11 protein-coding genes are annotated in these 14,643 nt (G+C 60.8%); 7 read left to right on the top strand and 4 right to left on the bottom strand.

The window, feature by feature from the left end; translation table 11 throughout:
* Window positions 1-18: 18 nt before the first annotated feature.
* The 4 genes from nspC to J4862_RS03735 all read right to left on the bottom strand — a co-directional run bounded on the left by nspC (window position 19) and on the right by J4862_RS03735 (window position 3,689).
* Window positions 19-1,176, bottom strand: a complete 1,158-nt coding sequence (gene nspC / locus J4862_RS03720; RefSeq protein ID WP_211789392.1) for a carboxynorspermidine decarboxylase — start codon at window positions 1,174-1,176, stop codon at window positions 19-21.
* A gap of 284 nt (window positions 1,177-1,460) precedes the next feature.
* Window positions 1,461-2,396 carry a dihydroorotate dehydrogenase gene (locus J4862_RS03725; protein WP_211789393.1) on the bottom strand — a complete coding sequence of 312 codons (936 nt, stop codon included), beginning with the start codon at window positions 2,394-2,396 and terminating at the stop codon, window positions 1,461-1,463.
* Window positions 2,397-2,399: 3 nt separating this feature from the next.
* On the bottom strand, window positions 2,400-3,173 hold the full coding sequence (locus J4862_RS03730) for a dihydroorotate dehydrogenase electron transfer subunit (protein WP_211789394.1): 774 nt from the start codon (window positions 3,171-3,173) through the stop codon (window positions 2,400-2,402).
* A 60-nt stretch (window positions 3,174-3,233) separates the two neighbouring features.
* The gene (locus tag J4862_RS03735) at window positions 3,234-3,689 is read right to left on the bottom strand and encodes a helix-turn-helix domain-containing protein (RefSeq protein ID WP_211789395.1); all 456 of its coding nucleotides are present in this window, start codon (window positions 3,687-3,689) and stop codon (window positions 3,234-3,236) included.
* 1,099 nt (window positions 3,690-4,788) lie between these two features.
* Between J4862_RS03735 and cdd the strand changes: the two genes are divergently transcribed.
* The 7 genes from cdd to dnaG all read left to right on the top strand — a co-directional run bounded on the left by cdd (window position 4,789) and on the right by dnaG (window position 14,602).
* A complete protein-coding gene (cdd, locus tag J4862_RS03740) occupies window positions 4,789-5,256 on the top strand; it encodes a cytidine deaminase (RefSeq protein WP_211789396.1) in 468 nt (155 codons plus the stop codon).
* Window positions 5,257-5,274: 18 nt separating this feature from the next.
* Window positions 5,275-7,365 carry an RNA degradosome polyphosphate kinase gene (locus tag J4862_RS03745; RefSeq protein WP_211789397.1) on the top strand — a complete coding sequence of 697 codons (2,091 nt, stop codon included), beginning with the start codon at window positions 5,275-5,277 and terminating at the stop codon, window positions 7,363-7,365.
* Complete coding sequence (locus J4862_RS03750; protein ID WP_211789398.1) at window positions 7,358-8,257, top strand: Ppx/GppA family phosphatase; 900 nt, start codon at window positions 7,358-7,360, stop codon at window positions 8,255-8,257. The genes J4862_RS03745 and J4862_RS03750 overlap by 8 nt, the downstream gene beginning before the upstream one ends.
* Window positions 8,258-8,592: 335 nt before the next feature.
* On the top strand, window positions 8,593-10,944 hold the full coding sequence (gene topA, locus J4862_RS03755) for a type I DNA topoisomerase (protein ID WP_211789399.1): 2,352 nt from the start codon (window positions 8,593-8,595) through the stop codon (window positions 10,942-10,944).
* Window positions 10,944-11,702, top strand: a complete 759-nt coding sequence (truA, locus tag J4862_RS03760; RefSeq protein ID WP_211789400.1) for a tRNA pseudouridine(38-40) synthase TruA — start codon at window positions 10,944-10,946, stop codon at window positions 11,700-11,702. The genes topA and truA overlap by 1 nt, the downstream gene beginning before the upstream one ends.
* A gap of 4 nt (window positions 11,703-11,706) precedes the next feature.
* The gene (kdsB, locus tag J4862_RS03765) at window positions 11,707-12,468 is read left to right on the top strand and encodes a 3-deoxy-manno-octulosonate cytidylyltransferase (RefSeq protein WP_211789401.1); all 762 of its coding nucleotides are present in this window, start codon (window positions 11,707-11,709) and stop codon (window positions 12,466-12,468) included.
* 4 nt (window positions 12,469-12,472) lie between these two features.
* Window positions 12,473-14,602, top strand: coding sequence for a DNA primase (gene dnaG, locus J4862_RS03770; RefSeq protein WP_211789402.1), 2,130 nt, complete (start codon window positions 12,473-12,475; stop codon window positions 14,600-14,602).
* Window positions 14,603-14,643 lie beyond the last annotated feature (41 nt).

Consider the following 14,643-nt stretch of genomic DNA (forward strand, 5'->3'; position numbering starts at 1 on the left):
GGCTGAATAGGTTTGGCTCTAGTCCATACGCCCCTTGTAGTCGCTGTAGTCAAAGGTGCGTAGCAGCTCTACCTCGCCTGAGCTCCTCAGCAGACTGATGCTGGGGTGGGAGATCCCGTTGAACATCGTAGTCTTGACCGTCGTGTAGTGCAGCATATCCTCAAAGATGATCTGCTCGCCGATCTCTAGGGGGTGGTCGAACTCCCAGTAGCCGATGAAGTCGCCACTCAGACAGCTATTCCCCCCGATACGATAGCAATGGGCCTCGGGACGATACTCCCCGCTGGTCTTAGCCCCGCGGATCGCAGGCTGATAGGGCATCTCGAGGCAGTCAGGCATGTGGCAGGTGAAGGAGACGTCGACGATGGCTGTACGTATCCCGTGGTGCTCCACGATGTCGACGATGCGAGAGGTGAGGAAGCCGGTCTGCCAGGCGAAGGCACTCCCAGGCTCGAGGATGAGCTGGAGCTGGGGATGACGTGCCTTGAACTCCTGCAGCACGCGCACGAGGCGCTCCACGTCGTAGCCCTTACGCGTCATCAGGTGTCCGCCGCCCATATTCAGCCACTTGATGCGGGGGAGAATATGGGCAAAGTTACGCTCGATGAGGCCAAGCGTTACCTCGAGGTCCTCTGCCGAGCCCTCGCAAAGGGAGTGGAAGTGCAACCCCTCGATCCCCTCGGGGAGCTCTGAGAGCTCGCAGGCAGGGACGCCGAAGCGTGAGCCTGGGGCACAGGGATTATATAGGTCGGTCTCGACCGCTGAGTACTCGGGATTGATGCGCAGCCCGAAGGACACGCTGCCGTCACGTGGCATCAAGGGGCGCATACGCTCGATCTGCGATAGCGAGTTGAAGCTAACGTGCGAGCTGTAGCGTAGGATCATGGGGAACTCCTCCTCGTTATAGGCGGGACTGAAGGTATGCGCCTTAGCGCCCATCTCCTCATAGGCTAGCTGCGCCTCCCATATGGAGCTGGCCGTGCTGTGGGCGATGTACTCACGTATGATGGGGAAGGTCTTCCACAAGGCATAGGCCTTGAAGGCTAAGATGATCTCCACGCCTGCACGGTCGGCGACACTACGGATAAGGCTTAGGTTGGCTCTCAGCTTATCTTCCTCGAGGACGTAGCTCGGTGAAGGTAGCTTGAGGGTATCTAGGGATGGGGCTTGAGTCACTGTTGTTACCTTTCTGTTGATTGAGCTGCAAAGATAAGTAATAATAATCGGAGCGCTTCGGAGAGGCTGACTGTGCTTAATGCTAGCTGCGATGCGTCCGCTCCCTGAAGGGAGGGACTGCCAAGGGGGAGGGCTGAGCTGTCTATGCTATGCGTGCAGCAATCACCGCCACATACTAATTAAACATAACACAACTAATCATTTGATAGGCTCTGCGGAATGAGCTGATGGATTGCTGTGCGGCACGGCGCCCGTTTATCGGACCTTTGTCCCAAGCCGAGGGACTAGCCCTTGGAGGGCAGCTGGAGAGCCCCGACTAGGTCACTGACTGAGGCGAAGCCATGACGGCGCATATAGTCCTCGATGCCGTCTACGATCTTGACTGTGGCCGTGGGGTCGACAAAGTTATAGGTACCGACCTCGATCGCGGAGGCCCCTGCGAGCAGGAACTCGATGGCGTCACTGGCAGTGGCGATCCCTCCCATACCGATGATGGGCAGCTTGATCGCCTGCGCCGTCTGCCAGACCATACGCAGCGCTATGGGCTTGACCGCAGGTCCCGAGAGCCCTCCTGTGACCGTCGAGAGGACGGGACGGCGACGCTCGGCATCGATGGCCATGCCGAGGAGCGTATTGATCATAGAGACGGCATCCGCCCCCTCTGCCTCTACGGCACGGGCGATCTCGGTGATGTCCGTGACATTGGGCGAGAGCTTGACGATGAGCGTCTTGTCGTAGACGGCGCGTACGGCGCGCACCACGGAGGCAGCCCCAGCACAGGTCACGCCGAAGGCCATACCGCCCTCCTTGACATTGGGGCAAGAGATATTGAGCTCGATGGCAGGGATGCGCTCTAGGGCATTGATGCGCTCTGCCGTAGCGATATAGTCCTCTACCTGCGAGCCACTCACGTTGACGATCATAGCCGTATCGTAGTCCTTGATGCTCGGGTAGATGTGCTCACAGAAGTAGTCGACGCCCTTATTCTGCAGCCCTACGGCATTGAGCATCCCCGCTGGGGTCTCGGCCATACGCGGATAGGGATTCCCCTGGCGCGCATGCAGCGTCGTCCCCTTGACCATGATCCCGCCGAGGCGCTGCAGCTCTACGAAGTCCTCGTACTCTAGGCCATAGCCGTAGGTGCCCGAGGCCGTCATGACGGGATTCTTGATGTAGAGCCCTCGCCCGATATGTACGCGCGTATCTAGTGTATTCATCATCACTTATTTCTTGAGTAGGCGGGAATCGAAGACAGGCCCCTCAGTGCACACACAGGTGTTGCCCTGGTCGACGAGGTCCTCCACGCAGCAGAGGCAGGCTCCGATACCGCAGGCCATAGTGTTCTCCAGGGAGACGAAGCAGGGGATCCCACTTGCCTCGGCGACCCGTGCTACCGCGAGCATCATCACCTTGGGCCCGCAGGTATAGATGCGATCAAAGGCTCCCTCCGAGAGAATGGGATGATCGGTCACCCTGCCCTTGAGGCCATCCGAGCCGTCATCCGTCGTATAGTAGACATCCCCCAGCGCCTCGAAGTGCTCGCGCAGCACGATATGCCCTGCTGTGCGCCCCCCCAGGAGAATGCTCGGGCGGAGGCCACGCGCGGCAAAGGCCCGCGCCAGATAGAGCATAGGCGCTATGCCGACACCTCCACCGATGAGCAGGGGGCGATGTACGCCCTCCATAGGGAAGGTGTTGCCCAGCGGGAGCAGGAGGCTAAGCTCCGTACCGTCGGGGAGCTGCGTGAGGACAGAGGTGCCCGTGCCCACCCGTGCGATGAGTAGCCATAGCTCGCGCTGCTCGGGCAGCACATTACAGATCGATATGGGGCGTCTGAGCAGGACAAAGCCACCAGGTACAGCGACCTGGACGAACTGCCCCGGGCGCATCTCGGGGAAGTCTCCAGCCTCACGGGGCAGCACCAGGCGCAGCAAGTGGTTGCCTGCACCCAGTGCCTGCGTCTCCACGAGCCTAAAGCGGAGGGAATATTTTTTCATTGATCTATGCGTAAGGATTAGCTCTACAAAGATACTCCTTATTATATAGAGCCCCCAGCGCTACTCTGTAGGGAGCTCGCTGCGGAAGCGCTCGAAGCTATGATCACTGTAGTAGATGGCGATGTGGTCTATGCTCCTCGTGTGGCTGAGCGCTGCCAGCTCGGCCTTCAGCCGCTCGATCTCTAGGCACTGCGCCTCCAGCCGATCCAGCAGCAGAGCTAAGGCTGGACTATCTGCTGCAGCATCCGCACGAGGAAGCTGACTCGCCCCCTCGAGGGGAAGCGCCTCACCGCCTCCGAAGAGTAGCCAATAGGGATCCAGCTCCTCAGCGCTATGCGTCGCGATAACCTTATTGATGATGGGGACATTGATCTCCTGCTTGGCATTGAGGATACCCGAGAGGGTCGATTGAGCTATGCCCACCTTCGCAGCAAATTCCTTTGCCATCATCCCACTTCGTTCGTAGAGCTCTCGCAAGCGTTGAGAGATAGCTCCGAGGTCGAGAAAGTCTGCCATTACGTCTCTGTTTTAGCGGTTCCAAACTGTGATACAAAGATACACAATTAAGTATTCGCGATTAGCTAATTCTGAATTAAGAAATCGCTCATCGCGAAGCTCGATCTAAGTCAAACAAGTGTATTTCCACTCTTTGCAAAGCCCTAACTGACACAAGTAAAACTTAACAAATCAAGGACAAAATACTGGGAAACAATACACTAAGCATTTCACCACAAGACGCAGGCCTCTATTCAGATACTCCAATGAGCAAGCGTACTAAAGCGTTTCGTGATACTACGGCTTAGAACGAAATGAATGCAAGATACTTACGTCACCCGATCGACAGCTAAGTCGCGGCGGCAGTTCGACCTACCGAACCGCTACCGCCCCACCCGATGCAACCCCGCTCCCCTACCCTTCAATTCGCTCCTTCGATTTATGGATATGCGCTATTCGGAATATACTAAGCGCTTGCTGATTGATAAAATTCGGGATCATCAAAGCAGTGACAGCTTGTCACGCTCCTTATACAAAGGCTCAGCTCCTAAGCCTTCGGGAAGAAAGCAGACTGCAAGCACGAGTGGCAGCCCGAGGCGAGACGTAGTCCAGTCCAAGCTCGGAGAGCAGCAAGCCCTCCCCAAGCGAGGCTAGAACTTCGGAGGCAAGATGAAGGGAAAAGGAACGAGCTATGCCGAGCGGCAAGGATAGGCCTCGGCTCCGTGAGGGACATCAGTCAGCGCCGTGATGGATAGCAGTCAGCTCGCCGAGGGATATCTGTCAGCAGGCTGAGGGATATCAGTCACGGCGCTAGGCGTCGTCAGTCAGACGAGCGAGAGAGGAAGTTCAGACTAGACAGCCAAGCCTGGACGGAAGCCAGCAGGATGAAGCTGGAGCTTGAGAGGCTAAGCGAAGAGAGGCGAGAGGCGGACAGCAAGGCCCTTGAGAGCACCACACCGCACGCTTCTTCAGCTCCTCAGGCAAGGAGGCGGAGCAAGTCGGGATTTGTCCGCCACGGCCTTTTTTCGTACTTTGGCTTAGCCCTAGGCGGCTGTCCCCAGCATGATGGAGCTAGCCTGCCCGTGGCCCCTTATCCTAAACTCGATACATTATTATATATATGGAGAGAAGCATCAAGATCAACTACCAGGTGCTCCAGCGCAGCGAGCTATCCGAGGAGCAGCTACGCCTAGAGGTCGCCGCACTCAAGGCGGCCGAGGGAGCCTACGCCCCCTACAGCCACTTCCATGTAGGGGCAGCCGTTCTGCTCGATAATGGCGAGATCGTGACGGGCTCCAACCAAGAGAACGCTGCCTACCCCTCGGGGATCTGCGCCGAGCGTACGGCCCTCTTCTGGGCAGCCTCCCAGTGGCCCGAGGCGGCAGTAGAGTGCCTGGCCATCGTGGCGACGAACGAGGCTGGGCGCGTCCCCTTCATCTCCCCCTGCGGTGCCTGTCGCCAGGTCATCCTCGAGACCGCTACCCGCTACCACCCATTCCCCGTGCTCCTCTGCGGGGAGCAAGAGGCCTTCCTGCTGGAGGACTCCCGTCAGCTGCTGCCCTTCGGCTTTGATGGTAGTGCCCTATAGCCCCTAAGACCACCCGCTATGACCCATCTCAGACGACGGGGACAGCACTTCCCCTACATAGAGCGCGACACGAGCTGGATGTACTTCAATCGGCGCATCCTCATGGAGGCCATGCGCGAAGACCTCCCACTGCTTGAGTGCTTCAACTATCTCGGGATCTACTCCAATAATCTAGACGAGTTCTTCCGCGTACGCGTGGCCTCCCTCAGACGCGTAGTCGACGCTACGACAGAGGCGACCGAGCCCGAGCGTCGCAAGGCCAGGGAGACGCTGCGCAGCATCCTGAGGCTGAACCAAGAGTACTCCGAGATCTTCGAGGAGACACTCGAGGCGCTCATGCGTCGCCTAGCCGAGGAGCACATCCACTTCGTCAACGAGCAGGAGCTATCGCCTGCGCAGGCCGAGGAGGTCCTAGACTTCTTCATCCGCAAGATCAATGGCACGACGAGCCCGATCTTCATCAATAGCCCGACCTTCAGCCCTGAGCGCCACCTCCGCGAGACACTCTACCTGGCAGTCGTCCTGTGGCACGAGGCCACGGAGCCCGAGGAGAAGCACGAGATCGCCCTCTTGGAGGTGCCGACGAAGGCGCTGGGGCGCTTCTTCCGCCTCAAGGATCAGGGCGGCGAGAGCTACCTCATGTTCCTCGACGACGTGCTGCGCTACTGCCTCCCCTATATCTTCGTAGGGACGAACTATGCCCGCTACGAGGCCTATGCCTTCAAGTTCACCAAGGACGCCGAGTTCGAGATCGAGCAAGACCTGCGCACCAGTGTCATCGAGAAGGTCTCGCGCGGCGTCAAGCGCCGCAAGCGTGGCGAGACGGTACGCGTGGTCTTCGACGCCGCTATGCCTCCAGACGTCCTGAAGCGACTGAGCGATATGGCGGAGCTCAACTTCAGAGACACGCGCGTCGGGGGCGGGCGCTACCACAACATGCGCGACCTGATGACGCTCCCCGACTTCGGGCGCCGCGAGCTGCGCTTCGCCCCTCAGCCCCCGCTGCGCCCCTCGGCACGCTGCTACCGAGAGAGCCTCATCGAGCGCATCCTGCAGCGTGACCTCTGCATCCACCTCCCCTATCAGAGCTTCGACTACATCCTGAGGCTACTGCAGGAGGCGGCGATCAATCCTCTCGTCACCGAGATACGCATCTCACTCTACCGCGTAGCGCACAACTCCAAGGTCATCCGCGCGCTCACCGCCGCTGCGCTCAATGGCAAGCGTGTCACCGCCGTCATCGAGCTGCTCGCCCGCTTCGACGAGGAGTCCAATATCGGCTGGAGCAAGAAGATGCAGGACTCGGGCATCAACGTAGTCTTTGGGCACGAGAAGCTGAAGATCCACTCCAAGCTCATCTACATCGCCACCAAGCAGGGCAATATCTCCTGTATCGCCTCGGGCAACCTCCACGAGGGCACGGCTGAGCTCTATACTGACCTCATGCTGATGACCGCCCACGAGGGGATCTGCGCCGATGTGGCACGTGTCTTCGACTTCATCGAGCGCCCCTTCCTCACCACCAAGTTCAAGGAGCTGCTGGTGGCGCCGAACGAGCTGCGCGGCAAGCTCTACCAGCTCATCAACCGCGAGATCCGCCTCGAGCGCAGCGGACGTAAGGGGCTGATCCGACTCAAGCTGAACCACATCGTCGACGAGCGTATGGTGCAGAAGCTCTACGAGGCCTGCCAGGCGGGGGTCCAGGTGGAGCTCTGCCTGCGCGGCAACTGCTCCCTCGTCCCCGAGGTCCCAGGCTACAGCGAGGGGCTCTACATCAATGCCATCATCTCCCGCTATCTGGAGCATACGCGCATCTACATCTTTGGCAACGACGGGGCTCCCCGCTACTTCGTCGGCTCCACGGACTGGATGCCGCGCAATCTCGATAAGCGCGTAGAGGTCATGACGCCCGTCTACGACCCCGACATCCAGCGTGAGCTCGACCTCATCGTAGAGGCAGGGCTCGCCGATACCTCCCAGGGCTACTATACCCGCGAGGGCGTCGTCCATGCCCGCCGCGAGGAGCTCCCCCCAGGCACCGAGCCGTACAACTCACAGCAGGTGCTCTACCAGTATTACAGCGATCGACAAGCCAAGGAACATGAGTAAGTCCCACTACGCAGGTATAGACATCGGCTCCAATGCCGTGCGCCTGCTCATCAAATGCCTCAACGAACCCGGGAGCAGCGAGCCCCTATCCAAGGTGCAGCTCGTGCGCGTGCCCCTTCGCCTCGGGGAGGACGCCTTCACCGAGGGGCGCATCTCCAAGAAAAAGGCTAAGCAGCTCGTCTCCCTCATGAAGGCCTATAGCTCCCTGATGGAGATCTACGAGGTGACAGCCTGGCGCGCCTGTGCCACCTCCGCCATGCGTGACGCGGAGAACGGGCAGGAGCTCGTCGAGCGCATCTACGAGAAGACGGGCATCAAGATCGAGATCATCGACGGCAAGGAGGAGGCTCGCCTCATCTCGGCCGACCTGATGCGCTCGCTCGCTGGGCGCGATGGCGACACCTATTTATATGTAGACGTCGGTGGGGGGAGTACGGAGCTCAACCTCGTCCAGGGCGATCAGCTCATCGACTCGCGCTCCTTCGACATCGGTACGATACGCCAGCTCAATGGGCGGGTGCGCGACGAGGTGCGCGAGGCCTTCGCGGGGCACATCCACGAGCTACATGCACGCTTCGGAGAGTTGCAGCTGGTGGGTACTGGGGGCAATATCAATAAGCTCCTACGCCTGGGTGCCCCCTCCGAGCGCGCCAATATCAACATCCTCTCGGTCGATAGCCTGCGTGAGGTCGCCGATCAGCTGCGTCAGCACACGCCCGAGGAGCGCATGCAGCTCTTCCGCCTCAAGCCCGACCGCGCCGAGGTCATCGTACCCGCAGCAGACATCTTCCTCACCGTCTCCGAGCTTACGGGCGCCAGCGAGATCATCGTCCCGACGAAGGGGCTCGCCGACGGTATCGTAGATTCCATCTGCCCTATCCTGGCAGGCTAAGCATCCCCAGCGAGCGCCCCTAGCGACTGAGCCGCCCCGTAGACCACCTCGTCCGCGGAGCGGCTCAGCACTTCGCTAGCCCAGCCCTCCTAGCTCTATCGCACATCACGTAGAGCCTACGCCCCTTTCCCCCTCCTCTCTACACAAAGCCTCTTCAAGGGGACGACAGCGAGGGTAAGACCTGCCGCAAGCGGGCACTCCTGAGCGATTTGCCTAGGCTCCGAGCAAGCAGAGACCCCAGCTCCACTGCAGTTAAGGCTTTTTGTTACCTTTGCAGCCGGAGGTGCGACGAGCCTTCCCCAGCATTATATACGTAGGTGCAGCCAAATCAGACGATGAACCTAGTCATAGTAGAATCCCCCAAGAAGGCCGAACTCATCCAAGGCTTTCTCAAGAAGCATAAGCTCAACAACTATAAGGTCATGGCTAGCGCAGGTCACGTGCGTGACCTCAAGAGCCATTCCTTCAGCATAGACGTAGCGGACAACTTCCGTCCCGAGTACGTCATCACGGAGGACAAGAAGAACCTTGTGCGCGAGCTGAAGGAGCAGGCCAAGAAGGCCGACATCGTCTACCTCGCCTCCGATGAAGACCGCGAGGGAGAGGCCATCGCCTGGCACCTCAAGGAGGCGCTGGAGCTGAAGCCAGAGAAGACCAAGCGCATCGTCTTCCACGAGATCACCGCCGAGGCCTTCCTTCACGCCCTAGAGCATCCCCGCGACATCGACATGCACCTAGTGGACGCGCAGCAGGCGCGCCGCGTGCTTGACCGCATCGTGGGCTTCGAGCTCTCGCCCGTACTCTGGAAGCGCATCCGTCCCTCGCTCTCCGCAGGGCGTGTGCAGTCCGTAGCCGTGCGCCTCATCGTAGATCGAGAGCGCGAGATACGCAGCTTCGTCGCCCAGAGTAGCTATCGCGTGCAGGCCGACTTCCTCCTCCCCTCGGGGCAGACCCTACACACCGAGCTCAATGAACGCTTCGCCAGCGAAGCCGAGGCCCAGGCGCTGCTCGAGCGCTGCATCGGTGCGCCCTTCCAGATACAGAGCATCACCCGCCGTGCAGGTCGCCGCTCCCCCGCCGCACCCTTCACTACCTCTACGCTGCAGCAGGAGGCCGCGCACAAGCTCGGCTACTCCGTCTCGCAGACCATGCGCCTGGCGCAGTCGCTCTACGAGTCGGGCTACATTACTTATATGCGTACCGACTCGGTGAACCTCTCGCAGCAGGCGCTGGCGGCTATCGGCCGACAGATCGCCCAGCATCCAGGCGTCGAATACCATCAGCCGCGCCAGTACCATACCCGTAGTAAGGGAGCCCAGGAGGCGCACGAGGCTATCCGCCCCACCTACATCGACCGCGCTCAGATCGAGGGCAGCGCACAGGAGCAGCGCCTCTATGACCTCATCCGCAAGCGCACACTAGCCTCGCAGATGGCCGACGCCCAGCTGGAGCGCACGACCGTGAGTATCCCCGTCGAGGGGACAGAGCATGCCTTCGTCGCTCAGGGCGAGGTGATCACCTTCCGAGGCTTCCTAGACGTCTATATGAGTGCCGGGGATGAGGAGCAGGGCAAGGCCAACCGCATCCTCCCCCAGGTCGCCGAGGGCGAGGCACTCAGCCTCCAGAGTCTGCAGGCCGAGGAGCGCTTCACCCAGCGCCCCGCCCGCTACACCGAGGCCTCCATGGTCAGCAAGATGGAGGAGCTAGGCATAGGCCGCCCCTCGACCTACGCCCCGACGATACAGACCATACAGAATAGAGGCTACGTCGAGCGCGGTGACCGCCCTGGTAAGGAGCGTAGCTATACCATTCTCCAGCTGCAGGACGGCCAGATCAAGCGATCGACCAAGACCGAGATCTACGGCGCCGACAAAGGCAAACTCCTACCGACAGATGTCGGCATCGTCGTCAATGACTTCCTCGTCGAGCAGTTCCCCAACATCGTGGACTACAACTTCACGGCGCGTGTCGAGGAGGACTTCGACACCATCGCCGAGGGAGGCACGCAGTGGGATGGCGTCATCGGAGACTTCTACACGGGCTTCCATCCCGAGGTGGACCGCGCTATCAGTGAGCGTAGCGAGCACCGTGTGGGGCAGCGCGTACTAGGGGTAGATCCCGCCACGGGGCTACGTGTATCGGTGAGCATAGGCCGCTATGGCCCCATGGCGCAGCTCGGGACGCAGGAGGACGAGGCCAAGCCTCGCTTCGCCTCCCTCCAGTCGGGGCAGTCCCTCGAGACCATCACGCTGGAGGATGCGCTGGAGCTCTTCAAGCTACCCAAGGTCATCGGCCAGTACGAGGGTGAGGACCTCCTCGTCGCCACGGGACGCTTCGGTCCCTATGTACGCCACGCAGGGAAGTTCTACAGCCTCCCCGAGGGACTGGACCCGCTGAGCTGCACCGCCGACCAAGCCATCAAGCTGATCCAGACCAAGCGTCAGGCCGAGCAGCAGAGCCTGCTGCGTAGCTTCGATGAGGATCCCGAGCTTGAGATCCGCACGGGACGCTTCGGCCCCTACATCAAGTACAAGGGCTCGAACTACAAGCTCCCCAAGGACAGAGATATCCCCTCCCTCAGCTACGCGGCTTGCCTCGAGCTAATCCAGAGTAGCGGCAGCAAGCCTAGCCGCAAGGGCTCGAGCCGTGCACGCTCCAGCGCTACGACGAGACGACGGAAGTCCTGATGCGTTACTTCATCAACCTTCTCTATAAGGGTACGGCGTATAGCGGCTGGCAGACGCAGCCCGACGCCCCGACGGTACAGGAGACCATCGAGCGTGCCTTGACCTTGGTCTCTCGCAGCCCCAAGCCTATCAGCATCGTGGGCGCAGGACGTACTGACGCTGGGGTGCATGCCCGTGCCATGGTAGCGCACGTCGATCTCGACCTAAGCCCTGAGGAGGCTGAGGAGCTACGCTTCCGCACCGACCGCTACCTGCCCCACGACATCGCCCTACGCAGCATCGTCCCCGTCAGCGAGGACGCGCATGCCCGCTTCAGCGCTACGGCCCGCACCTATCGCTACTATCTGACGACGAAGAAGAACCCCTTCGCCGAGGAGCAGATGCTACGCATGCACTTCGACCTTGACTTCGAGCGCATGAATGCCGCAGCCGCCCAGCTGATGGCGTACAGCGACTTCACGAGCTTCAGCAAGCTACACACCGACGTCAAGACCAATAACTGCCGCGTCACCGAGGCCTATTGGCAGGCAGGGGCCCACGACGGCGAGTGGGTCTTCACCATCACGGCAGACCGCTTCCTCCGCAACATGGTGCGCGCCATCGTCGGCACGCTGCTGCAGGTCGGCAAGGGTCGCCTGAGCCCCGAGGACTTCGCTGCCATCATCGAGTCCAAGGACAGAGGCCGAGCAGCCGCCTCTGCCCCAGCACATGCCCTCTATCTAGAGCATGTCGCCTATCCCCCCTCCATTTACCTATAGCCCTATGCGTATCCTTACGATCATCCCAGCACGCTATGCCTCCACCCGCTTTCCCGGCAAGCCACTAGCCAAGATCGGAGACAAGGAGATGATCCTCCATGTCCTTGAGCGGGCCAGTCGTATTAGCCCCAGCCTCTACGTCGCGACCGATGACGAGCGCATAGCCAGCTGCGTACGGCAGGCGGGCTACGAGGCCATCATGACCTCGAGCGACCTACGCTCGGGCACAGAGCGCTGCATCCAGGCCTATGAGCGGCTGGGCCAGGAGGCCGACATCCTCGTGAACCTGCAGGGAGATGAGCCCTTCATCGCCGCCGAGCATATCGAGCTGCTGCTCTCTGCCTTCGAGAATCCCGAGGTAGACATCGCTACCCTAGCGCAGCCCTTCGGCGAGGAGTGTAGCGATGAGGAGCTGGCGAACCCCAACGCCGTCAAGGTCGTACGCGGCCAGCGTGGACAGGCGCTCTACTTCAGTCGCTCGGTTATCCCCTACCTAAGAGGCGCGCAGGAAGGCTGGGCTCGCCAGCATCGCTACCTCAAGCACATAGGCCTCTACGCCTTCCGCACCAAGATCCTCTCCCAGCTACAGCAGCTCCCCGACTCCCCGCTGGAGCTCGCCGAGAGCCTAGAGCAGCTGCGCTGGCTCGATGCAGGCTATTGCATACAGGTGCAGTACACCGAGCTCGGGACCGTCGGTATCGACACGCCTGAAGACCTCGAGGAGCTCAGCGCGCTGATCCTCGAGCGCGGCCACACGCAGGACTAAGGGTATGATAGACCAGCAGACCCGACAGCGCATCATCGATACGGCGCAGATCCTCGATGTCGTCAGCGACTTCGTCAGCCTACGACGTCAGGGGATCAGCTACGTGGGTCTGTGCCCCTTCCACAGCGACCGTCACCCTTCCTTCTACGTCACTCCCTCCAAGAATATCTGCAAGTGCTTCTCCTGCGGTGAGGGCGGTACGCCGCTCAACTTCATCATGAAGCACGAGCAGCTCTCCTACACCGAGGCGCTGAAGTACCTGGCGAAGAAGTACAACATCGAGGTCGTAGAGCGTGAGGAGACCGAGGAGGAGAAGCAGCGCAACAACGAGCGCGAGAGCCTCTTCATCGTCAATGACTTCGCTGCGAAGTTCTTCCAGCAGCAGCTGACGGAGACCGAAGAGGGCCGCAGCATAGGTCTCAGCTACTTCCGCGAGCGAGGGATACGCCCCGAGACCATCGAGAAGTTCGGCCTGGGCTACTCTCCCGAGGACAAGTCCGCCCTCAGCACACAGGCGCAGAAGGCAGGCTACAGCCTCAAGCGCCTCATTGACGTAGGGCTGTGCTCGCAGTACGAGGATAGGCCTGGGCTCGTACTGGATCGCTTCCGTGGGCGCATCATCTTCCCCGTGCGCAACCTAAGTGGACGCTACGTAGCCTTCGGGGGACGCGTCATGAGTAGCCAGGCCAAGACGGCGAAGTACGTCAACTCCCCCGAGAGTATCATCTACTCCAAGAGCCGCGAGCTCTACGGCCTCTACTGGGCTAAAGGTGCGATCTCCAAGGCCAATAAGTGCTACCTCGTCGAGGGCTACACCGACGTCCTCTCCATGCACCAGGCAGGGATAGAGCACGTCGTCTCGAGCTCGGGGACGGCGCTTACCCTCGATCAGATCCGCCTGCTACGACGCTTCACGCCGAATATCACCGTCCTCTACGACGGCGATGCTGCGGGCATCCGCGCTGCCCTCCGCGGGATCGACCTTCTGCTGGAGGAGGGCTGTCGTATCAAGGTCGTCCTGCTCCCCGAGGGCGAGGACCCAGACTCCTTCGCCCGCAGCCATAGCCCGAGCGAACTGAAGGCCTTCCTCGATGCCGAGGAGACGGACTTCATTCACTTCAAGATCCAGCTCTATCAGGAGGAGATGCAGCGCGACCCTATGCGCCGTGCCGAGCTGATCTCGGACATCATGCGCAGCATCGCCCTCATCCCCGACAGCATACAGCGCGCCGTACTACTCCAGTCCTCGGCGAGCCTGCTGCGTATGGACGAGCAGCTGCTGATCTCTGAGGTCAACAAGCTACGCCGCCAGGGCATCACCGCTCATCCCTATGCCACAGCTCCAGCTCGTCCCGCCCCGCTAGCGCAGCCACAGCAGAGTGCAGCGACTGCAAGCCCAGTGCCCCAGCCCAGCTCGAGTACCCCCGCGGCTGCAGCAGCCGACAGTGGCCCAGCCCCCCTAGCCTCTCCCCCAACTCCTTCCCAGTCCATTGCCCCAGCGGAGCGAGAGCTCATGCAGCTGCTCCTGCTGCATAGTAGGCAGACGATCCTCATCGGTACGGGACTGGCTAGCCCCGATGAGGAAGGTCAGCCCTACCCTAGCGAGCCCACAGAGTTCGTCCTCGGCCCCTTCGTCCAGCGAGAGCTAGAGATCGATGGCCTCAGCAGTCTCTACACGCCCCTCTTCGCCCACTTCATGGAGGAGCTCCAGGCATTGCCCCCAGAGGGACAAGATCCACTGAGCTACTTCACCAACCACCCCAACCCCGACCTACGTAGTCTCTCCACCGAGCTCCTTAGTGGTAGCGAAGCGCTCGAATACCGCCCCAGCTACACCAGCTCCCTAGCCTTCACGCGTATGATGGGCCAGAGCTCGGAGGCTGACGCCGAGAGCCAGCTCCTACAGCAGGCCGAGGAGACGCTCTACTATGGCTCCCTCACGATGCGCGTGTGCAATAGCTACAAGATGGCCATGCTGATCAAGTACATGGTGGAGATCAACCAGCAGATCAAGCAGGCCCAGCGCGCGGGGGATCTAGAGACCCTCACCGAGCTCGTCCAGGAGCTCAGCCTGCTCAACGAATCCAAGCGCCGCCTCTCCGCCCTGCTCGGAGACCGCACCATCGTGGGCTAGTCAGCCTATCCCTAGCCGCGGCCTAAGCCTAGCCCCGACAG

The organism is Porphyromonas sp. oral taxon 275 (assembly GCF_018127745.1).
GTDB lineage: Bacteria > Bacteroidota > Bacteroidia > Bacteroidales > Porphyromonadaceae > Porphyromonas.